Raw genomic sequence first — 20,486 nt, 5'->3', positions numbered from 1 at the left:
AGGGAGGTGATGCAGGCAGAGGCGTCCGGGAGTCATTTTTGTACCTATTAAATACATTCCCGTTTGGAGGAAAAAACGATGATGACAACAATGATGCAAAAACTGTTTGTAAAAGCAAGCTTTTCCCTGCGCAACCAAAAAGGCGCGCAATCAATCGAATGGATCGCACTGGCTGCGGTCGTTCTGGCGGTGCTTGGCGCCGTAGCCACCTTTTTCAGCAAAGACGAGAATGTGGGCAACGCCGTTTCCGGCACGCTGTCGGATGTCATTGAGCACATTGGCGACAAGATCACAGGTGACTAATGCCAAAGCGTTGATTCCAGTGCCAACGGTTAGTGGTGAAAGCTGGTTTTCACCACTAACTTCCCTATTCTGTTGCCTGGCGAACAACAAGCAGCTCTGACATGACGGAGGTACATACAGATGAAAGCTATCAAGGTACTGATTGCAGCCCTTGGGCTGATGGTCGTCTTGCATGGTTGCTCCAGCGACGAGCCGCCGAGCACGCAGGAGCCGACTGCGCCAGCGGAAGCGCCCAACGAGCAGGTCGAACAGCCAGCCAATCAGGAGCAGAAGCCGTCGCGGGAGGAGCAGATCGCTGCCCTGAAGGCGCTGCTTCCTGACGGGGCCACGAAAATTCCGGAGACGGCTGCCGAGATTGCCAGCTTTCCCATCGGGCGCTATGCCGGAACGAACTATTCCGAGCATGAACAAGAGCTTCAGACGTTTCTGAACGATTTGCCAGCGATTGAAAACCCCGATCAGGAAGTGCTCGACATGTACTACATGGCGCTGCTCGGGCTATTCGCCGAAGATTATCCTGACCCGGAGCGGCTGATAGAAGATATCAAAATGGCTTCGTTCGGAAGTCCCGACATTGACGATCCGCGCTTTCAGTTCAAGGAGCAGTACAACGTGGAGATCATTCTCGACGCGAGCGGCAGCATGGCCGGCCAAATGGACGGCAAATCGAAAATGGACGCGGCCAAGGAAGCGATCAAAGCGTTTGCCGAGACGTTGCCCAAAGATGCGAATGTCGCCCTCCGCGTTTACGGAAACAAAGGGAGTGGCAAAGAGTCCGACAAGGCGCTTTCCTGCAGCAGCAGCGAGCTGGTGTACCAGTTGCAAAAATACGACGCCGGAAAGCTCGCGGCAAGCCTGAACCAATTCCAGCCGACGGGCTGGACCCCGATTGCCCATTCCTTGCAGGAGGCAGAAAAAGATTTGAGCCAGCTTGCCGGGGACAAGAACACCAACCTGATTTTTCTCGTCAGCGACGGAATCGAGACGTGCGGCGGCGATCCGGTGGCAGCAGCGAAGCAGTTGGCTGACTCCAACATTACGCCTGTGTTGAACGTCATCGGTTTTGACGTGGACGGAGAGGGACAAAAGCAGCTCAAGGCAGTCGCAGAAGCAGCGCGTGGCCGCTACGTGTCTATTCGCGACAAAAAAGGGCTGCAAGACGAATTTTCCAAAGCAAAAGAAATTGCTGACGAATGGTACAAATGGAAGCGCAAAGAATCCAGCGAAGCGTACTCCCGGAAAGTCAACCTGCTCGTAAACAACACGCACTACAAGCTTGCGTGGAAGTTTTTGGCCGACGATGAAAAGCGAAACATCGACTGGATGATTCGCCAGATCAAAAGGGATAAACGGTTCCCGCAGCAGCTTGCCGAAGAGTTGGGCCGCCTGCAGGATGAGCATAAACGAAACGTGGATAAGCGGGCGGACGAACTGGAAGATTTGCTCGATTCCCTGGCCAAAAAATCTTACAAGGAAACCATTGAAGCCATTTCTGAGCAGTACGGCACCAAGGCAGGCGGTAACTAGCGCCGCCGATCGGCGGTTTGCCAGGGACTAATGAAATCGGGGTGAATGCTGTGAATCGTCATGTAAGACGCACGAACTGGGCAGCGATCGTCGCCCTGTTCATTCTGGTGATGAATCTCTTCCCCTTTGCAGCTTTTGTGCATGCAGAATCTTTGGCGCCTGGGGACGTGCGTCCAGGCGCAGTCCAGCCGGGAGAGATCGGGCCGGGAAATATTTCGCCAAATGACATACAGCCCGGTAGTTTTCAGTGGGAAATAGGAGAGATTTCGCCCGGCGAGATCCAGCCGGGGAGTCTGGATACAGGAAACACACGACCTGGCAATGTGCAGCCTGGCAACGTCACGCCGGGCAATGTGAACCCGGGAGCTTTCCAGCCGGGAAGCGTCAATCCCGGTGATACCCAACCGGGGAACGTCAATCCGGGAGATACCCGTCCGGGCAGCTTAACTCCTGGAAATACGCAGCCAGGCAGCGTCACACCGGGCAGCTTTTCCGGCAAAGGCGATTCCAAAGCATACGACTATGTCAACTGGTCGATCAACAGCGTGTTCGGCGGCAGCCTCGGCATGGCGGCTGATCTCGCGGAAGGAAATGTAGACCCGGCTACTTTTGCCAACATGCGCAGCCTGTTCCTCGTCGAGTTGGGCGTCAAGGCAATCGACATCCATCTCAAGGACACTTCCTTCGACTGGGTGAGCGGCTTGCCTGTCGACGGCTTCGACGCTGCTTCCGCCTGGATGAATTTCAAGTTCATCAAAGATACGGCAAGCGGCCTGCAAGTGACAGGGCTGGTCAAAGGCTTGAACGTCGCAACGGCGGGGATCAGTCTCGTGTTTGACAGCATCGACACCTTCACGAACTTCCAGGATGCGTTTGATTCAAGCAACAGCCAGGATGAACGCATCGACTATGCTATCGACGGAACAGGCAGTTTCGGCAGTACGCTCATGGATGCCGGCGTCATCGCCGCGATGATTCCCGGAGGACAGACGGTCGCTGTCGTGCTTGTCTCGGTCGGCGGCGTTCTGTGGGTAGGCAGCAAGCTGGCGAAATGGGGCCGCAAGCTGTTCAAACTGTTTGCCTAGCGCCTGACGCTGGCTGTGACTGGTCGCCAAAACGTTAGATGGGAATGAGTCAGAGTGAAGCATCCGATCAAAGAAAGCTTCCTGTTTTACACGCGCAACATCGAGTCCATGCTGCTCTTGTCAGCAGTCGTCGTTCTGCCTTTTTTGCTCATTCACAATTTTACCGTCAACTATATCCACTTTATCGCTGCCTTGACAGGCGGGCAGGTGGTGTCAGCCTTTTTCAACCTGTTTTTGCTGCTCGTGTTTTTGTCGGTCGTTCAGCTTCCGTTTGCCCAGTATGTGCAAAGCGAGCTTGCGGGAGAGGAGCGGCCGGTTCGCCAGGCACTGCGCACGTTTTTGGATCAAAGCTTTGCCGTGTTTGTCTTCGGGATCGTCTACGTGCTTGCAGTGTCGTTTGGCATGCTGCTGTTTGTGGTGCCAGGGGTGGTCATCCTCGTGCTGTTTTACTTGACCCCGTACTTGACTGTCATCAAAAAACAGCCGGTGCAGCAGTGCTGGAAAAAGGCGTTTGCGCTGGGGAAAAAGCACTTTTTCTCCATCCTTGGCGTGATTCTGCTGATTAGCGCCATCGAGTGGGCCATCAGCGTGATCGGGCTGTTTACGGTCACGTACATTACGACCAGCTTTGGCGCAGTTTTCTTTACGCAGTTGCTCTTAAATGTCATTTTCTTTCCGCTCATGGCGGTGATGCTGACGATGTACACGCACAAATGGATGAGCGAGTCAGCGAACGCGGAGAGCGTGGATACTGGGAGGAGGGACACGGCTTGACGACAAAAGAAGCGAAGAGGCAGCGGTTTTGGAACGGGATCGCGATTGTTTTGTACGGCGTGCTCCTGCCGCTCTGCTGCCTGCTCATGATAGTGGGGGAGACGATTCCTTATCCGTTGCTGCTTTTCTGGTTTGCGCTGCCCTATATTGAACAGTCTGGCATGGAGTACGCACGCCGCAAAGAAGTGAAGCGGTAAAGCTTGGCGCCAAGCGAAAAAGCATGGAGGGGGAAATGACATGTCCAAGCAGGAGAAAAACTGGCAGCGTTTTTGGAATTTCATGCTGCTTTACTTTTACGCCTTGATTGTGCCTGCGACGATCATCGGCGCCATTTACCGGGGAGATTTTCCGATCCAGCTAGTCATTTTGGCGATCGGGCTGCCGTTCATGAAAAAAAATCATCTGGCTTTTCTCCGGAAGAAACATGCGTCTGTTTAACCGTACGCCCAGGCAGTGGGTGATGCCGGGCGCAAGACAGGGGCGCGCCGACGCGAGGGACGCAGGGAAGCTGGCGCGTGCGCTGTCTGATGAAAAAGGCTCGGTCACGATTGAGTTTCTCGGGATTTTGCCGCTGCTTTTTCTCATCATGCTCGTATGCTGGCAATTTTTGATCGGCGTGTACGGGGTAATCGCTGCACAATCGGCTGCCAATGAGGCGGCAAAAGTATTCGCCATTACGGGGAGCGAGTCCAGTGCGCTCGCTGCGGCGGAAAAAGTGCTCGCCGGAGCGGGCGGCGGCATCGCCTTCAATAAAGGAGAGTCGTACATTGAGTCGACAAGTGACGGGTATTTCAAGGTCATGATCGGCGCGAACCTGGAAATCGCCTTTTTGCCGGATATTTTGACGCGGAACATGGATGAAGCAGACAAGACGATTTCGTTTCAGCGCGAGATTACGAGCAGGGTGGTTCACTAGATGAGAGACTGGCTTGCGTTTTTGCGGAATGAACGAGGGAATGTCACGATTTTTACGCTTACGATCTTCATGCTCATCATGCTCGTCCTGTTCATGGCGCTGTTTAACCTCTCGACTGTTTTCGTCGTCAAGGAGCAGGCGTCAGACAGTGCGCAGCAAGCGGCGTTGGCGGCGGTCAAGCCGATCTACGACGAGATGGAAAAGGCGCTTGTTCGCTACGATCAATCTCCTATGCGCTTGAAGGACGAGACTTACATCAAGCCGTTCGTGGATCAGGCGGAGGCTTCCATCCGCGCGAGCCATCCGGACTGGGCCAGGAGCGAGGTGCGGTACGAAGCGATTGACCAGGTGCTCTCAAGCTGGCTGCCGGCAAACGTGGAGCTGCTGTTCTACGTGCAGACAGGTTTGGCACAAGCGGCTCCGAAGCTGCGGGATGTCGTCGTCACGATACTGGAGGCCAATCACGCCACAGTGCCCGGCTCGCAAATTGTCGTCACCGCGGATGAGCGCATCCAGGTGCAGACCTCTGTCCGCTTCCGCTCCACTACATTTGACTTTTCCTTCATGCCTGACCCAAAGCACGAGGAGGAAGTGTACCAGACGGGATCGAGCAGACAGATTGGCTTTCTCCATGCGGCAGGGGGCCTTTTTCTCAGTTCCATCACGCTGTAAAAGCAAAAACGGTTCATCTCGTCATATCCGATGATGCAGAACATACACACGACAAGGAGGCTATGACCGAATGCACGGTACGTACAGGCGAATGCTTGGCCTGGTAAACAGCTTGATGATAGCCCTGCTGCTGTGCGGCTGCACCCTTGGCGCATCTGGAGCAGGGCCGCGAGTAGGCGAGGTGAAATGGCCGCAAAGCACGCAGGAGTTGATCGCGGAGCAGCCCGGGCAGTTGGCGGGTACGCATTTTTACCTCGCCCAACACCCGCATCGGCCTGCCATCTCGGCTATTCTCGACAAAATGCCTACCGTGGTGGACGGGATGGACGAGGCGTATTTGCAACTGTACTGGAATCAGTTGCTCGGTTTGTTCTCCGAGGACTACCTCAGTCCGCAGATGGTTGTGGATCGCTGGAAAATGGCTTCGTTCGGAAGCCCGGACATCGAGGATGCGCGGTTTCAGTTTCGGGAACATTTTAACGTCGAAATCATTTTGGACGCGAGCGGCAGCATGGCTGGCAAAATTGGAGACAAAACCAAAATGCAACTGGCCAAGGAAGCGATCAAGGAATTTGCCGAATCACTCCCGGAGGAAGCAAACATTTCGCTGCGCGTCTATGGACATAAAGGGAGCAATGCCGATGGGGACAGACAGCTCTCCTGCTCCAGCAGCGATCTGGTCTATCCGCTGCAATCGTACGAGCCGAAGCGGCTGGATCAGGCGCTTGCGCTGTTTGAGCCGACTGGCTGGACGTCGATCGCCCATTCTCTCAAGCTTGCCCAGCAAGATTTGGCCGCGTTTTCGGCAGATAAAAACACGAACGTCATCTACCTGGTCAGCGATGGCATCGAGACTTGTGGCGGCGATCCGGTGGCCGTAGCCAAAGAGCTGTCCCAGTCGCAAATCATGCCGCTCTTAAACGTGATCGGCTTTGACGTGAACGCCGAAGGGCAGAAGCAACTGAAGGCGATTGCCCAGGCATCGGAAGGCTTGTATGCCAACGTGACGAACCGCGAGCAATTCAAAAGAGAGCTGGAGCGGGCAAAAGAAATCGCCCAGAAGTGGGAGCAGTGGAAGCGGGACGCCCTGACGGAAGTAGGCGCGGTGCTGATCGACCGCCGCAAGTGGATCGACGCCTACAACCGGGACTGGTACGACAAAAGCTGGCGGGAGAGCCTGAACCTCGGGACTGCAATCGAGTATTTGGCGGCAAGCGGCAAGATCGGCCATCAGGCCAAGGAGTATTTTACGAAGCAAAGACAGGACAGGGAAGCGTTAGCCGCGCAATCGAAAGAGGAGCTTACCGATTACTTGGTGAACCTCACCAACAAGACGTATCAGGAAATGAAAGAAGAAATCGAGGAAAAATACAGTGGTGGCTAGTGGGAAAGTCCCGTTGTGCAAGACAGTGTGTCTGACAACGGGACTTTTTTGCCGAAAAGCAGCATGGGAGCGGTCGATCCGATCAGTCATAGGTGAAAGTAACGACCTGCTTCAAGGCCGTGTTTACTCCAATCGCGACCGCGTTGTAGCCGTCTGAATAGTAAAAGTAGCGTTTGAGTTCATTGGCTGTCGGCTCTGATGTTCGAACGAGCTGAAAGTTTGTTGTTGCCAGCAAGTTTTGCGAACGCACGAAGTCGGCTGCCGTTTTTTCCAGTTCCGCTTCGGTGATTGTTTTCGTCGCTTTCTCGCCGTCCTTGCCGATCACGTCAATGGAGAGCGAGAGAAGCTGCTTCTTCTTTGGCTCGATAATCGCGTGGTAGGCATAAATATCGCCGCTTTTCGGCTCGCCGCGAAGCAGGGCGTGAACGGGCACTCCTTTGTAGATCGGTTCGCCAGTGGCGGCATCAACCAGCTTGGCAGGGTCCTCCAGCGTAATTTCCCGGTCGGCGGTATCTACGGAAACATGGTAGTATTGGCGGACAGCGGCTGCAGCGATTTGCGCCGCTTCTTCTTTTCCCAGTCCCTGCACCTGTTCGGGCGTGTCGGGCTTGGAACAGCCTATGATAATCAACGCCAGGAGCGTCGTCGCAAGTAAAAGGGTTGCCAGTTTTTTCATCAATCAAGCCTCCGTACCTGTGTGCGTAATCCTTTCTTATCCTAACAGGAGACGGGGCGTGGAGAAATCGAATTTCCTTTCCATTACCTTACGAAGTTGTAAGCTTGCTTAAAGAAAGGCGCTGTCCAGAAAGTCAGTGAAAACTGACAGTGGGGCGCCGCGTTTTTGCTGGATGGAAAAAATAGTAAAAAACCATCTTTTCCTGCAGAATGAAAGTAACCACACAAACACAAGTTTTTGCTTCATATGGTTATGACAAAGCTTCAATTGATTCATTGGCAAAGGGGGAAGATCATGGAGACGTTGCCTTCTTGGGTCTGGGGCTTCTATTATGGATTTATTTTGATAGCACTAGTCAGTAGTATTGTGTATCTCATTCGGAAACAGCGCAAGCTTCTCGCAACACTGACCATAGTATCCGCTGTATTTGGACCGATCATCTTCTTTTTACAGTCCTTGCTGCGTGCTTCCGGGACGGAAATGGATAACCTGTGGCATAGTCTTGGGCAAGGGAAGATATGGGCTTTGTTTGTTCTCCTTGCGCTTATGGAAATGCTGCTGTGGTTTGTAACGCTTATGAAAGATTTATTTGGGCAATGGGGGAAAACGAACAGTCTCAAAACGTAAGGAGCGGTATTCCCTTAAAATGAAAAAAGCAAAAAAAGCGCTGGTCAACAGCAAAAATTCGCCTATCGTTCGTTTGCGACAACTTAACGATAGGCGAAGTTGCTTCCTTATGGCGCTCAACTTTCCTTTCCGCCGACTTACCAGAAGCTCGCTTGCATGTTCGGGGAAAAGCTAGCCTTTCAGCCTGTTCAATTGGTGCAGATGGTGGCGATAGTGCATCTCGACTAGCGCAAACCATTCCTTGGCAGCGAGCGGGCCGAAGCCAGGGTGCTCTACTTTGTGGTGGGTGGGGATTTCGTCCAGCGTCGGGGCCAGCTCGTGCATGCGCTCAAGCACTGTCTGCATGCCGTTGACCAGTTCTTCCTTGCTTGAGGGCTGGGCAGGTGTGTATTCGCGCGAGGCAGGAATTTTGATGCGAATCGGCGGGAGAGAGCCTTGGGCAAAAATTCCTTTCCCGATCTCCCACATCTCGGCACCCGGCATGTTAACTTCCGGACCGCCTGCCTGGCATTTTTCGATGTTGGGGATTTGCATGTGCAAGGCCGTCTGGATCAGGTGCACGTACATTTGCCCCAACGACCACTCGTCCTCGCTCGGCTTTTTGTGCAGTTGCTCCATGCTGAATGCTTCCAGCTCTTGCAAGTAATGAGCAGTTACCTTTTCCAGATTGCGTACGATTTCGACTGGATTCATGAAAAAATCAGCTCCTCTTCATTTGCTTAGCCCTAGCATACAAAAACGCTACTGACAGCAGTATGTCAGTAGCGTTTGAGCATTTTTTCCGCTTCCTCGCGAATTTTTTGGCGCAGCGATTCCGGTTCCAGAACAAAGGCATTGGCCCCGAGTCCCAGTACCCAGGACGATATTTCCTCAAGCTGCCGGACGCGCAGCGTGACCAGCACGCCGTCCGGATGATCGGCCATTTCTTCTATATAAAAGGACTTTGCTTCCAGCACCTGATCGGCTATCGCTGGCGGGATGAGCAAGCGGACTTCGAGTGTGCGGTCATCGGGAGGCTTGTAATCGTCAAACGAAAAGTGCTCCGGCAGGTCAAAGCTGTCTGCGAGCATGGTCAGCCCGCCCATCCGGGACAGGCGGAACCTGCGAATGTCCTGACGCAGATCGCAAAAGGCAAGCAAAGTCCACACGCCCCGCACCAACACAAGCCCGTAGGGAGCCACGTCGCGCACGCTCTCGCGGTTTCCGTCCGCTTCCGGGATGGTTTTGCGATAGCGAAAGCGGACCTTGCGGCGATGCAGGATGGCTTCGTGGAGCAGTTCGGCGTATTGTTTTTCCTGTTCGCGCTGGTTGGCTTCTCCGATGTCGAGCAGGCGAAAGGTCGAGCGAATTCGCTCTACTTCCCGGATAAATTCCGGTGACAGAATCGCTTCGACTTTGCGCTCGACGCCGCGGGCGCTGTGACCGTAATTTTTGCCAAACGCCTGCTCGACCAGGTCTGCGCCAATCAGCAGCGCGACGGCTTCTTCGACCGTAAAGCGAACGGGCGGCAGAAAAAAGCCTTCCATCAGCGAGTAGCCTTGCCCGGGCGAGCCGACGACGGGGACCCCAGCTTCGCTCAGCGCCTGCATATCGCGGTAAATGGTCCGCACACTCGTTTCGAATGTCGCGGCCAAATCTTCCGCTCGCAAGGTGCGCTTGCGCTGAAGCTCCAGCACAATGGCCAGCAGGCGGTCTGATTTGTTCATGGATAGCCCCCATTTCCCCAAAACGTGTCTTATCCTTATTGTATTTTTTGCGTCAAGCGAGAAAAAGCTGGAGATGAACTTTCTGCCGGCCGGTCGTCACGCCGCGCCATGTCGTGTCATGCCGGCAACGTTATCCCGCAAGTATTGCCATGCCGCCAGACTGGTCTATCACACCTTAACAGGCACACATATTTCGCAATAAGGATTGGTCGTGAGATCGCCCGTATATTTTTCCAGAATGGGTTTATCGTCCATCGTGTAGCCGTTGCTGTGGAGAGCAGGAAAAATTTCTGTATACGCCCGCTGGATGTCCTCTGCTGTATGCTTCACTTCGAAAACGAGGTAATTCCCGCCGGCAAGCTCGCCTTCGCGGATAGCTGAATCGGCAGCGTCCAACTGGGCATTTTCGGAGAGCACGATGCAAGCATCAAAGCGGCAGCGCTCAGGTGCGGTTGTCTGTGGGTTGTCTTGTGGAATGGCAAACAGGATAGCCGAATCCAGAAGCTGGTTCTTCCTCGCCCATTTTTTAAGCTCCTCCATTACTTCCACATTGGCAGGACCGTATGGACCGACTCGCCGCATATACGCAATGCGATAAGGGGGGAACGTTTCGAGTTTGCATTTCATAAAAAGTCGCTTCCTTTCTTCGTAGATTTGGTTGCCGTATTGAATGTAGCATGTTATAAAAAATTTTGCATAAATTTTTAGGGATTTTTTGTAAATTTTAAAATAATGATTTTTCAATAGATATGAGCATGAAAAAATGGATAGGGTTTCAGATGCTCTCTGAAGCCTATCCATTCTTCGTGCCAGACGTGCTATACGGTATGGCCCTACACCAGATTTTCCGGGTTCAAGCCTTCCAGCTCCGGCAGGACGAAGCGGCCGTCTTTGCGGATGAGCACGTCGTCGAACCAGATTTCGCCGCCGCCGTATTCAGGGCGCTGGATTTGTACCAGATCCCAGTGGACAGAGGAACGGTTTCCGTTGTCTGCTACTGTGTAGGCGTTGCCAGGCGTGAAGTGGAAGCTGCCTGCGATCTTCTCGTCGAACAGGATGTCGAGCATTGGGTGGAGAATGTGCGGATTGAAGCCAATTGCAAACTCCCCAATGTAGCGAGCGCCTTCATCCGTGTCGAGAATGTCATTCAGCGCTTTTGTGTTGGAGCTGGTCGCTTCCACGATTTTTCCTTGCTTGAAGGTGAACTGCACATCGGTAAAGGACATGCCGCGGTAGTTGGAAGCCGCGTTGTAGTAGATGGTGCCCTCTACAGAGTCGCGGACAGGCGCTGTGTACACTTCACCGTCCGGAATGTTGCGTTTGCCGTCGCATTTGACCGCGTTGATGCCTTTGATGGAAAAGCGCAGGTCTGTTTTCGGTCCGACGATGCGGACGCGGTCGGTGCGCTCCATCAGCTCTTTCAGCGGAGTCATGGCCTGGGACATTTTCGCGTAGTCCAGGTTGCACACGGAGAAATAGAAGTCCTCGAAGCCTTCCAGGCTCATGTTGGACAGTTGCGCCATCGATTTGTTCGGGTAGCGCAGAACGACCCAGCGCTTGTTTGGCACGCGTTCGTTTGTATGCACAGGCTGGTACAGGATGCGGGAATAAATGCCCATCTTGTCTTCCGGAACGTCGGCGAACTCGTTGATGTTCTCGTAAGCGCGGATCGCGATGTACGCGTCCATGTCTTTCATCCGCTCGTATTCGTACTTCGCCATTAAGGCCATGTGTTCTTCACTGGTGCCCTGGTAGAGCGCGCGCAAAACTTCCTGGTCTTTCAGCGTCACGAGCGGCAGAGCGCCGACCGCAAACGATTCGCGGACGAGTGCGCGTACAAGCTCGGGTTGCAGGCCAGTGTTTTCGATCAGGACCTTTTCCCCTTTTTGCAGGTTGAGAGAGTAGCGGACGAGACGGCTGGCCAGTTCGTTGATACGTGGATCTGCCATATGTACGACCTCCATATAGTAAAAAAATTTTTATTAATCGTATTATCGCACAGGAAAGAGCGGGCTTGCCAGTATGTTCGACGTTTACAAGCACGCTCGATAGATGGCGATGACGTCATCTGCGTTCAGCTTTTTGGCGCTGGCCAGGTAGCCTGCGCCGCGTCCGCCGATGGTGACGGCTTCTTCGGCCATTTTCGGCAAGGCGTCCTCGGTCACGCCGAAGTCGGAGAGTCGTTCGGTGATGCCCATGCTTTCGTACCAGCGTGAAACAGCGGCGATAGTCGCGCGCGCTGCAGCGCCTTCGTCTTCCGCGGTGACGCCGAAGCAGTGACGGCCCATGCGCGCCAGCCGTTCCGGGCGAAGCGGCAAAATAACCTGCTCGAAGTAAGGGATGGACAAAATCGCCAGGCCGCGACCGTGGGCCATGTCGTATATTCCGCTCAGCGGGTGCTCGATGCCGTGCAGAGGCATGCCTGCGCCGCGTCCGGCGTTTGCGAACGGACTGATGCCCAGCGTGCTCGCCCATAGCAGAGTGGAGCGGGCTTCCTCGTGATCCGGCTCATGAATGGCTGTGAGGGAATGCTCGGCGACAAGCCGGATGAGCGTTTCGGTAATCCCGTCCTGCACGTTTGTTTTGTCCGCGCTGATGAGATAGGTTTCAAACAGATGGGAAAAAATATCTGCGCAAGCTTCCGCTGTGACGCGCGCAGGAACCGTAAAGGTGATGGACGGGTCGAGAATGGCGATTTTCGGGAAGAGAGCCGGGCCGTTGATGGAAGATTTTTCGTGCGTCTCCCAATGGGTCAGGACGCTGATGTTGTTCGCTTCCGATCCGGTAGCGGCTACTGTCGGAACCGTCAGGAGAGGGAGCGCCTCCTGCACAGGTACCAGCCATTTGCCTGTGCCGCTCGGATTGCCGCGCATGTAGTCGTAGATCGGACGGCCGGAAAGCGCTGCGGCTGCAATCGCTTTGGCAGCATCCATGACCGAGCCGCCGCCGAGCGCCAGCACGAAGTCGCACTGTTCTTTCCGGGCGAGCGCTGCCCCGGCATCGACGGTAGCCGTGCGCGGATTCGGTTCGATTTTGTCAAAGAGAGCAAAGGCTACTTGCGCTTCTTGCAAAAGCGTAATCGCGCGGTCGAGAAGCCCCGTGCGCTTGGCTGCGCTGCCACCCGTGACGAGAATCGCCTTGTTGCCGAGAGTTTTCGCTGCCTGGCCCAAACGCGCAAGTTCGCCCATGCCGAAGTAGATATGGGTAGGAAAAGATACTTCAAAGGGAAACATCTGATATTCCTTCTTTCACGTGTAGGTTGTACCAAAAACAGTGTAACACAAAGACGGCAAAAGGGTCTTCCGGCAGCGGGAAAACGGGGGACAGGCTGCGGAAAAAAGCATGAGCGGCTCTTCCAGCGACGGGGAACGGCCGCATAGAACGGATGTAAAACTGATATGAATAACGCGTAAACGAATGTTAACGAAAGTTTAACATCCGATTATGCAACAATTTCCGAACGTTTGTCGAAGTCTGTTCACGCTTTTTTCGTTGATAAATGCGTATGTTTGTGTTTTAATGTAGTTGAATCGTTCGTGAATTAATCGCAACTCAACCTTTTTATCTGGGAAGGTGACTCCTACAGTGGAAAAACAGGAACAACTCTACGAAGGTAAGGCGAAACGTATTTATCGGACATCTGAGCCTGAGCAATACTGGGTAGAGTATAAAGACGACGCAACAGCATTCAACGGAGAGAAGCGGGCGCAAATCACCGGAAAAGGTGAGCTGAACAACCGCATTACCGCTATCTTTTTCACCATGCTAAAGGAGAAAGGCATCGACAACCATTTTGTCCGCCTGCTGTCCGCAACCGAGCAGGTTGTCCGCAAAGTGGAGATCATTCCTTTGGAGGTCGTTGTCCGCAATATCGCGGCAGGCTCGCTCGCCAAACGCCTTGGCATGGAAGAGGGCACCGTTCTCCCGCAGCCGGTTGTCGAGTTTTACTACAAGGACGACGCATTGGGCGACCCGTTGGTGAACCCGTCCCATATCAAAGTGTTGGGAATTGCGAGCGAAAGTGACCTGGCGACGCTTGAGCGCATGGGGCTGGCTGTAAACGAGGTTCTCGTGCCTTACCTCGCCGAGCGCAACATCACCCTGGTCGATTTTAAACTGGAATTTGGAAGAACGCCGGACGGGGAGCTCCTCCTCGCCGATGAAATATCCCCGGATACATGCCGTTTCTGGGACTCGGTAACAAAAGAGAAGCTGGACAAAGACCGCTTCCGTCGTGATTTGGGCAATGTAGAAGAAGCGTACCAAGAAATGCTGAAGAGACTGGGAGGAGACGTACATGTTTAAAGCTGTTGTTTATGTAACGCTGCGCGAGAGCGTTTTGGACCCGCAAGGCCACGCTGTAAAAGGGGCTCTGCACACCCTTGGTTTTGACGAAGTAAACAATGCGCGGATCGGGAAGTACATGGAGCTTACGCTGAACTCAGCGGACCGTGCGCAGGCAGAAGAGCGTGTACGTGAGATGTGCGAAAAGCTGTTGGCCAATACGGTGGTTGAAGACTATCGCTTTGAAATCGTGGAGGGCTAAGGACATGCGAGTAGCGGTTATCGTCTTTCCAGGCTCCAATGCCGACGTAGATTTGTATAACGCAGTTGAAGACGTAATGGGAGTGCCGGTCGATTACGTATGGCATTCCGAGACAGATTTGTCCGGGTATGACGTGATTCTTTTGCCGGGCGGTTTCTCCTATGGAGACTATTTGCGCTGTGGCGCGGTCGCTCGCTTTTCGCCTGTCATGGAGCAGGTGGTCAAGGCAGCGGAGGAAGGCAAGCTGGTGATGGGAATCTGTAACGGCTTCCAAATTCTCACGGAGGTAGGGCTGTTGCCAGGAGCGCTTTTGCGCAACCGTTCCCTCAAATTCGCCTGCAAGCTGTCCGGCCTGCGCGTAGACAACAACGATACCCCGTTTACCCGCGACTACGCGGCCGGGGAAGAAATTCAGATTCCGATCGCGCACGGCGAAGGAAACTACTACTGTGATGAAGAGACGCTTGCGAAGCTGAGAGCAGGCAAGCAGATCGTATTCCGCTACAGCGGCGAGAACCCGAATGGTTCGATTGACGATATCGCAGGCATTTGCAACGAGCGCGGCAATGTGCTCGGCATGATGCCTCACCCTGAGCGCGCTGTCCACAAATGGATGACCTCCGATGACGGACGCCGCATGTTTACCTCGATCCTGAAGACGTGGAGGGAACAAAACAGTGTCACAACTCACGCATAAAGAACCGACCGCAGAACAAATTGCCGATCAGAAGCTCTATCGCGAAATCGGGCTGACTGACGAAGAATACCAACGTGTTGTCAATATTTTGGGACGCCAGCCGAACTGGACAGAGACAGGTCTGTACAGCGTGATGTGGTCTGAGCACTGCTCCTACAAAAACTCCAAGCCTGTCCTGCGCAAGTTCCCGACAAAAGGTCCTCGCGTGCTGCAAGGTCCAGGCGAAGGCGCAGGGATCGTGGACATCGGCGACAATCAGGCAGTTGTTTTCAAAATCGAAAGCCACAACCACCCGTCTGCTATCGAGCCGTACCAGGGCGCAGCGACTGGCGTGGGCGGCATTATCCGCGACGTGTTTTCCATGGGCGCGCGTCCAATCGCCCTGCTCAACTCGCTTCGCTTCGGGGAGCTGAAAACGCCGCGCGTCAAATATTTGTTTGAACACGTGGTGGCCGGTATCGCCGGTTACGGAAACTGCATCGGGATTCCTACCGTGGGCGGAGAAGTGAACTTCGACCCTACGTATGAAGGCAACCCGCTCGTCAATGCGATGTGCGTGGGCCTCATCGACCACGAAAAAATTCAAAAAGGGGTAGCCTCCGGTATCGGCAACCCTGTCATCTACGTCGGCGCAAGCACAGGCCGCGACGGGATTCACGGCGCAACGTTTGCGTCCGAGGAGCTGACAGAGGAATCGGAGAAAAAGCGTCCGGCGGTACAAGTGGGCGACCCGTTCATGGAAAAACTTTTGCTTGAAGCGTGCCTGGAGCTGATCGACACAGGAATCGTCGTCGGAATCCAGGACATGGGCGCGGCTGGCTTGACCAGCTCCAGCTCCGAGATGGCGTCCAAGGCAGGAAACGGAATCGAGATGAACCTCGACCTCGTGCCACAGCGTGAAGCGGGAATGTCCGCTTACGAGATGATGCTGTCCGAATCGCAGGAGCGCATGCTCGTCGTCGTGGAAAAAGGCAAGGAAGCAGAAGCCATCGCTATTTTTGACAAGTGGGGCTTGGCGTCCGCTGTCGTGGGCAAAGTAACGGAAGACAGCAAGCTGCGCCTGCTGCACAAAGGCGAAGTCGTGGCAGAAGTGCCAGTAAACAGCCTGGCTGATGACGCGCCTGTCTACCACCGTCCATCCGCAGTACCTGCTTACTACGAGGCGAACGCGAATGTAGACGTGCTCGCTGCCATCCAGGAGCCGAAAGATTTGAACGAGACGCTGAAAAGCATTCTGGCACAGCCGACTGTTGCCAACAAGGCGTGGGTGTACGAGCAATACGACCACATCGTGCGGGCAAACACAGCGGTCAAGCCTGGCTCTGACGCGGCGGTTGTCATGGTGCGCGGTACGCGCAAGGCGCTTGCCATGACGACAGATTGCAACGGACGCTACGTCTACCTCGATCCAAAAGTGGGCGGCGCCATCGCTGTAGCGGAATCCGCTCGCAACGTGGTCTGCTCCGGTGCCGAGCCGCTGGCGATCACCGACTGCCTCAACTTCGGCAGCCCGGAAAAGCCGGAAGTGTTCTGGCAGTTCGAGAAAGCGTGCGAAGGCATGAGCGAGGCGTGCGTGGCACTCGACGCGCCTGTGATCGGCGGCAACGTATCTTTTTACAACGAACGCAGCGGTGACGCGATCTATCCGACTCCAACCGTCGGCATGGTCGGTCTGATTACCGATGTTGACCATATTACGACCCAAGACTTCAAAAACGAAGGCGACGCGATCATCCTGCTCGGCGAAACGTTCGCAGAGCTGGGCGGCAGCGAGTATCAAAAGCTCGCAACAGGCTCCATCTCCGGCCGTCCTCCGCAAATTGATCTGAACAAGGAAGCCGCTGTACAAAAGCTCGTGCTCACAGCGATCCGCAAAGGCTTGGTCAACTCCGCTCACGACCTGTCCGAAGGCGGTCTCGGCGTGGCTCTGGCAGAGTCTTGCTTCGGCAAAGGCATCGGCGCTCAAGTCGAGCTTAGCTCCGAACTGCGAAGCGATGTACTGTTGTTCAGCGAATCCCAATCCCGCATTTTGCTCAGCGCAAGCCCTGAGCAGGCGGAAGCGATCCTCGCATTGGCAGGTGAGCATGGCGTACCGGCTGAAAAAATCGGTACGATCGGCGGCGATCGTCTGGTAGTGAACGTGAACGGTGCAGAAGCGATCAACGCTTCGATTCAAGAGGTGAAAGCAGCCTGGAAGGATGCGATTCCATGTTTGATCGGGTAATCTGGGACAAACTTAACGAAGAATGCGGCGTCTTTGGCATCTACAACCATAAGGAAGCATCCCAACTGACTTATCTCGGTCTGCACGCCCTTCAGCATCGCGGTCAGGAGAGCGCAGGTATCTGCGCCTCCGACGGCGAGAAGTGGTATAAGCACCGCGGAATGGGGCTTGTATCGGAAGCGTTTGGCAAAGGCGACCTGGAAAAATTCCGCGGTCACATCGCCATCGGCCACACCCGCTATACGACTGCCGGCTCCAGCAAGATTGAAAATGCCCAGCCGCTGTTTTTCCGCTACGCGCAAGGCAGCATGGCTGTTGCCCATAACGGTAACCTCGTCAATGCGGCCGTCCTGCGCAAAGAGCTGGAAGCAAAAGGGTCGATTTTCCAGACGACCAGCGACACCGAGGTGATCGCGCATCTGATCGCACGCTCCGAGCGCCGCGACCTGCCAGGTGCGGTAAAAGACGCGTTGCAGCACATCAAGGGCGCGTATGCGCTGCTCGTCATGAACGAGAAGCAGCTCGTGATCGCACTCGATCCGAACGGCCTGCGTCCGCTGTCGCTCGGCCGACTGGGCGACGCGGTGACAGTCGCCTCCGAAACCTGTGCGTTTGACATCATCGGTGCCGAGTATTGGCGCGACGTGCAGCCAGGGGAAATGATCGTCATCGACCAGGATGGCATCACCGAGACGAAGCACACCGAGACGACACAACGCTCGATCTGTACGTTCGAATACATTTACTTCGCCCGCCCGGACAGCGACATCGACGGCATCAACGTCCACATGGCCCGCAAACGGCTGGGCAAGCAGCTCGCTCTGGAATCGGCAATTGACGCCGATGTAGTCACAGGCGTGCCGGACTCCAGCATTTCCGCCGCGATCGGCTTTGCGGAAGCGACAGGCATTCCGTACGAGATCGGCTTAATCAAAAACCGTTATGTAGGCCGGACGTTCATCCAGCCGAGCCAGGAGCTGCGCGAGCGCGCGGTGTACCTCAAGCTGTCGGCGGTTCGCAAAGTAGTCGAAGGCAAGCGCGTCGTCATGATTGACGATTCCATCGTGCGCGGCACGACGAGCAACCGCATTGTCCGCATGCTGCGCGAGGCTGGCGCCAAGGAAGTACACGTGCGCATCAGCTCTCCGCCTGTCATGAACTCGTGCTTTTACGGCATCGACACCTCCACGCGTGACGAACTGATTGCCGCGACCAAATCGGTAGAGGAAATTCGCCAGATCATTGAAGCCGATTCCTTGGCCTTCCTGTCTGTAGAAGGCATGATCGAAGCGATTGGCCGCCAGGATTCCGCTCCGAACAAAGGGCATTGCCTCGCCTGCTTTACCGGAGAGTATCCGACCGAGATTGAATTTGAAGAGGCGCTACCAGCGTCCAAGTGCTAATACAAGCAACCTCTTGTAAGGGGGAGAAACGATGAGTGAAGCATATAAACAAGCGGGTGTCGACATCGACGCGGGGAACGAAGCCGTCGAACGCATGAAAAAACACGTGAAGCGGACATTCCGCCCCGAAGTGCTGACCGATTTGGGCGGCTTCGGAGCGTTGTTCCGTCTGGACACGAAAAAATACGAAAAGCCGATTCTCGTATCGGGTACCGATGGGGTAGGCACCAAGCTGAAGCTGGCTTTTGCCATGGACAAACACGACACGATCGGGATCGACGCCGTCGCGATGTGCGTCAACGACGTCGTGGTGCAGGGCGCGGAGCCGCTCTTTTTCCTCGACTACCTGGCAGTAGACAAGGTGATCCCGGAAAAAATCGAAGCGATCGTAAGCGGGATCGCAGAAGGCTGCGCCCAGTCCGGTTGCTCGCTGATCGGCGGGGAGACGGCGGAAATGCCAGGCATGTACGCTGAGGGCGAATACGACATCGCCGGATTTACCGTAGGGGTTGTCGACGAGAGCAAAATGATTACGGGTGCGAACGTAGCAGCAGGCGACGTGCTGATCGGGCTGGCGTCGAGCGGCGTGCACAGCAACGGCTTCTCGCTCGTGCGCAAGGTGCTTTTGGCCGACAAGGGCATGTCTTTGCACGACCATGTAGACGTCCTCGGCAAAAAGCTCGGCGAGGAACTGCTGACGCCGACCCGCATCTACGTGAAGCAAGTACTGGCTGTGCTGGAATCGCATGAAGTCAAGGCTTTGGCTCACATCACAGGCGGCGGCTTTACGGAAAACATCCCGCGCGTGCTCCCGGAAAACACGCAAGCGGTCATCAACGTCGGCTCCTGGCCTGTTCTGCCGATCTTTTCGCTCGTACAGGAAGCCGGAAACATTTCCTTCCCGGACATGTACAAAACGTTCAACATGGGCATCGGCATGATCTTGGTCGTGAAGGAAGCGGATGCGGTGAGCGTCATGGAAAAGCTGCAAGAGCTCGGCGAGCAGCCGTACCTGATCGGAAACATTCAGGCGGGTGAGCGCAAAGTCGTGTACAACGGGGTGGAATGGTGAGAAAGCTGGCCATTTTCGCCTCAGGCAGCGGCTCCAACTTCGAAGCGATCGCGCAGGCTGTTCAGGCAGGACGGCTGCCGGGCGTGGAAGTCGCCCTGCTCGTCTGCGACAAGCCGCAGGCGAAGGTGCTGGAGCGCGCCGAACGTTTGGGAATCGAAGCTTTTGTGTTCCAACCGAAGGAGTATGCCAGCAAGGCAGCGTTTGAAGCGGAGATTGTCGCAGAGCTGCAAAAGCGCGAGATTTCGCTGGTCGTGCTGGCAGGCTACATGCGGTTGGTAGGAGAGACGCTGCTGTCCGCTTACGAAGGAAAAATCATCAACCTGCATCCGTCGCTCTTGCCTGCTTTTCCAGGCAAGGACGCGATCGGCCAGGCACTCGCTTACGGGGTAAAGATAACGGGGGTAACGGTCCATCTGGTCGATGCCGGTCTCGATACGGGTCCGATCATCGCTCAGGTTCCCGTAGCAGTGCATGACAACGACACGGCCGAGACGCTGGCAGCGCGCATCCACGAGGTGGAGCACGGGCTGCTGGTGGAAGTCATCGGCATGCTGGCGGAAGGCCGGGTGCAGGTTACAGGGCGGCAAGTTCAGGTGATAGCATAGCGTCAAAAGAAAGACCGGCACAGGATAGATGTGTGCACTTACCCCTGTCAAGTAGACACACACTAAAAAGCCTAAGCAGCCAGTTTGACTCGGTATTCAACCGGGGCACACTGGTTTAATCTTTTCTGGAAACGTTCATGGTTATAGAACCATATGTATTCATCAATGGCTTGAAGAAGCTCTTCCTCTGTTTTACACTGAGAGAAGTACGACGTTTCCGTTTTCAGATGGGAAAAGAAGGACTCTATGCATGCGTTGTCTAGGCAGTT

Annotated in this window: 24 protein-coding genes; 17 read left to right on the top strand and 7 right to left on the bottom strand. The window is 54.9% G+C overall.

Features of this window, described 5'->3' with window-relative positions; genetic code table 11:
- Positions 1–78: 78 nt before the first annotated feature.
- From AC27IT_RS25800 to AC27IT_RS25760, 9 genes are all read left to right on the top strand, one after another.
- Positions 79–303 (top strand): hypothetical protein, encoded by a 225-nt coding sequence (locus AC27IT_RS25800; RefSeq protein ID WP_025844348.1) that lies wholly within the window; start codon positions 79–81, stop codon positions 301–303.
- Between the two features lie 120 nt (positions 304–423).
- Entirely contained in the window at positions 424–1,830 is a 1,407-nt protein-coding gene (locus AC27IT_RS25795; protein WP_025844350.1) for a VWA domain-containing protein, read from the top strand.
- Positions 1,831–1,880: 50 nt separating this feature from the next.
- Positions 1,881–2,915, top strand: coding sequence for a hypothetical protein (locus tag AC27IT_RS25790; protein WP_005826728.1), 1,035 nt, complete (start codon positions 1,881–1,883; stop codon positions 2,913–2,915).
- Between the two features lie 54 nt (positions 2,916–2,969).
- Positions 2,970–3,689: a hypothetical protein gene (locus tag AC27IT_RS25785; protein WP_025844352.1), complete on the top strand. Its 720-nt coding sequence runs from the start codon at positions 2,970–2,972 to the stop codon at positions 3,687–3,689.
- Positions 3,686–3,886, top strand: coding sequence for a hypothetical protein (locus AC27IT_RS25780; protein WP_005826732.1), 201 nt, complete (start codon positions 3,686–3,688; stop codon positions 3,884–3,886). The genes AC27IT_RS25785 and AC27IT_RS25780 overlap by 4 nt, the downstream gene beginning before the upstream one ends.
- A gap of 40 nt (positions 3,887–3,926) precedes the next feature.
- Positions 3,927–4,127 carry a hypothetical protein gene (locus AC27IT_RS25775; protein ID WP_005826733.1) on the top strand — a complete coding sequence of 67 codons (201 nt, stop codon included), beginning with the start codon at positions 3,927–3,929 and terminating at the stop codon, positions 4,125–4,127.
- Entirely contained in the window at positions 4,114–4,605 is a 492-nt protein-coding gene (locus tag AC27IT_RS25770; RefSeq protein ID WP_487092173.1) for a TadE/TadG family type IV pilus assembly protein, read from the top strand. The genes AC27IT_RS25775 and AC27IT_RS25770 overlap by 14 nt, the downstream gene beginning before the upstream one ends.
- Entirely contained in the window at positions 4,606–5,277 is a 672-nt protein-coding gene (locus tag AC27IT_RS25765) for a Tad domain-containing protein (protein ID WP_283858620.1), read from the top strand. It abuts the gene before it with no gap.
- Between the two features lie 70 nt (positions 5,278–5,347).
- Positions 5,348–6,661 carry a VWA domain-containing protein gene (locus tag AC27IT_RS25760; protein WP_487092172.1) on the top strand — a complete coding sequence of 438 codons (1,314 nt, stop codon included), beginning with the start codon at positions 5,348–5,350 and terminating at the stop codon, positions 6,659–6,661.
- Positions 6,662–6,743: 82 nt separating this feature from the next.
- On the opposite strand, the gene AC27IT_RS25755 is transcribed toward AC27IT_RS25760, so the two are convergent.
- Positions 6,744–7,337 (bottom strand): hypothetical protein, encoded by a 594-nt coding sequence (locus AC27IT_RS25755; protein WP_487092171.1) that lies wholly within the window; start codon positions 7,335–7,337, stop codon positions 6,744–6,746.
- A gap of 294 nt (positions 7,338–7,631) precedes the next feature.
- Between AC27IT_RS25755 and AC27IT_RS25750 the strand changes: the two genes are divergently transcribed.
- Positions 7,632–7,964, top strand: a complete 333-nt coding sequence (locus AC27IT_RS25750; RefSeq protein WP_025844364.1) for a hypothetical protein — start codon at positions 7,632–7,634, stop codon at positions 7,962–7,964.
- Between the two features lie 171 nt (positions 7,965–8,135).
- Here AC27IT_RS25750 and AC27IT_RS25745 read toward each other — a convergent pair whose 3' ends face one another.
- From AC27IT_RS25745 to AC27IT_RS25725, 5 genes are all read right to left on the bottom strand, one after another.
- Positions 8,136–8,657: a DinB family protein gene (locus AC27IT_RS25745; protein ID WP_487092170.1), complete on the bottom strand. Its 522-nt coding sequence runs from the start codon at positions 8,655–8,657 to the stop codon at positions 8,136–8,138.
- Between the two features lie 65 nt (positions 8,658–8,722).
- A complete protein-coding gene (locus AC27IT_RS25740; RefSeq protein WP_122904473.1) occupies positions 8,723–9,670 on the bottom strand; it encodes a helix-turn-helix transcriptional regulator in 948 nt (315 codons plus the stop codon).
- A gap of 168 nt (positions 9,671–9,838) precedes the next feature.
- On the bottom strand, positions 9,839–10,297 hold the full coding sequence (locus AC27IT_RS25735) for an AraC family transcriptional regulator (protein ID WP_026558325.1): 459 nt from the start codon (positions 10,295–10,297) through the stop codon (positions 9,839–9,841).
- A 206-nt stretch (positions 10,298–10,503) separates the two neighbouring features.
- Positions 10,504–11,619 (bottom strand): aminopeptidase, encoded by a 1,116-nt coding sequence (locus AC27IT_RS25730; protein ID WP_487092169.1) that lies wholly within the window; start codon positions 11,617–11,619, stop codon positions 10,504–10,506.
- Between the two features lie 84 nt (positions 11,620–11,703).
- Positions 11,704–12,903, bottom strand: coding sequence for an iron-containing alcohol dehydrogenase (locus AC27IT_RS25725; protein ID WP_487092168.1), 1,200 nt, complete (start codon positions 12,901–12,903; stop codon positions 11,704–11,706).
- A 352-nt stretch (positions 12,904–13,255) separates the two neighbouring features.
- Here AC27IT_RS25725 and purC point away from each other — a divergent pair, with 352 nt between their 5' ends.
- Genes purC through purN form a run of 7 tightly spaced genes read left to right on the top strand, consistent with a single transcriptional unit; the run spans position 13,256 to position 20,217 of the window.
- Positions 13,256–13,975: a phosphoribosylaminoimidazolesuccinocarboxamide synthase gene (purC, locus tag AC27IT_RS25720; protein ID WP_283858623.1), complete on the top strand. Its 720-nt coding sequence runs from the start codon at positions 13,256–13,258 to the stop codon at positions 13,973–13,975.
- On the top strand, positions 13,968–14,216 hold the full coding sequence (gene purS, locus AC27IT_RS25715) for a phosphoribosylformylglycinamidine synthase subunit PurS (RefSeq protein WP_026558323.1): 249 nt from the start codon (positions 13,968–13,970) through the stop codon (positions 14,214–14,216). The genes purC and purS overlap by 8 nt, the downstream gene beginning before the upstream one ends.
- Positions 14,217–14,220: 4 nt before the next feature.
- Positions 14,221–14,913, top strand: coding sequence for a phosphoribosylformylglycinamidine synthase subunit PurQ (purQ, locus tag AC27IT_RS25710; RefSeq protein WP_283858624.1), 693 nt, complete (start codon positions 14,221–14,223; stop codon positions 14,911–14,913).
- The gene (gene purL / locus AC27IT_RS25705; RefSeq protein ID WP_026558322.1) at positions 14,894–17,137 is read left to right on the top strand and encodes a phosphoribosylformylglycinamidine synthase subunit PurL; all 2,244 of its coding nucleotides are present in this window, start codon (positions 14,894–14,896) and stop codon (positions 17,135–17,137) included. The genes purQ and purL overlap by 20 nt, the downstream gene beginning before the upstream one ends.
- Positions 17,122–18,540, top strand: a complete 1,419-nt coding sequence (gene purF, locus AC27IT_RS25700) for an amidophosphoribosyltransferase (protein WP_005826760.1) — start codon at positions 17,122–17,124, stop codon at positions 18,538–18,540. Before purL ends, purF begins: the two co-directional genes overlap by 16 nt.
- Before the next feature lie 31 nt (positions 18,541–18,571).
- Complete coding sequence (purM, locus tag AC27IT_RS25695; protein ID WP_005826762.1) at positions 18,572–19,612, top strand: phosphoribosylformylglycinamidine cyclo-ligase; 1,041 nt, start codon at positions 18,572–18,574, stop codon at positions 19,610–19,612.
- A complete protein-coding gene (gene purN / locus AC27IT_RS25690) occupies positions 19,606–20,217 on the top strand; it encodes a phosphoribosylglycinamide formyltransferase (RefSeq protein WP_005826763.1) in 612 nt (203 codons plus the stop codon). The genes purM and purN overlap by 7 nt, the downstream gene beginning before the upstream one ends.
- Before the next feature lie 71 nt (positions 20,218–20,288).
- On the opposite strand, the gene AC27IT_RS25685 is transcribed toward purN, so the two are convergent.
- Positions 20,289–20,486: IS3 family transposase (locus AC27IT_RS25685; protein ID WP_487092167.1), on the bottom strand; the 198-nt coding region annotated here is incomplete at its 5' end.

The sequence above is a fragment of the Brevibacillus sp. YAE8 genome, assembly GCF_057543335.1.
Note: the sequence above shows the minus strand (reverse complement) of the source record. Positions and strands in the feature narration are given on the sequence as shown.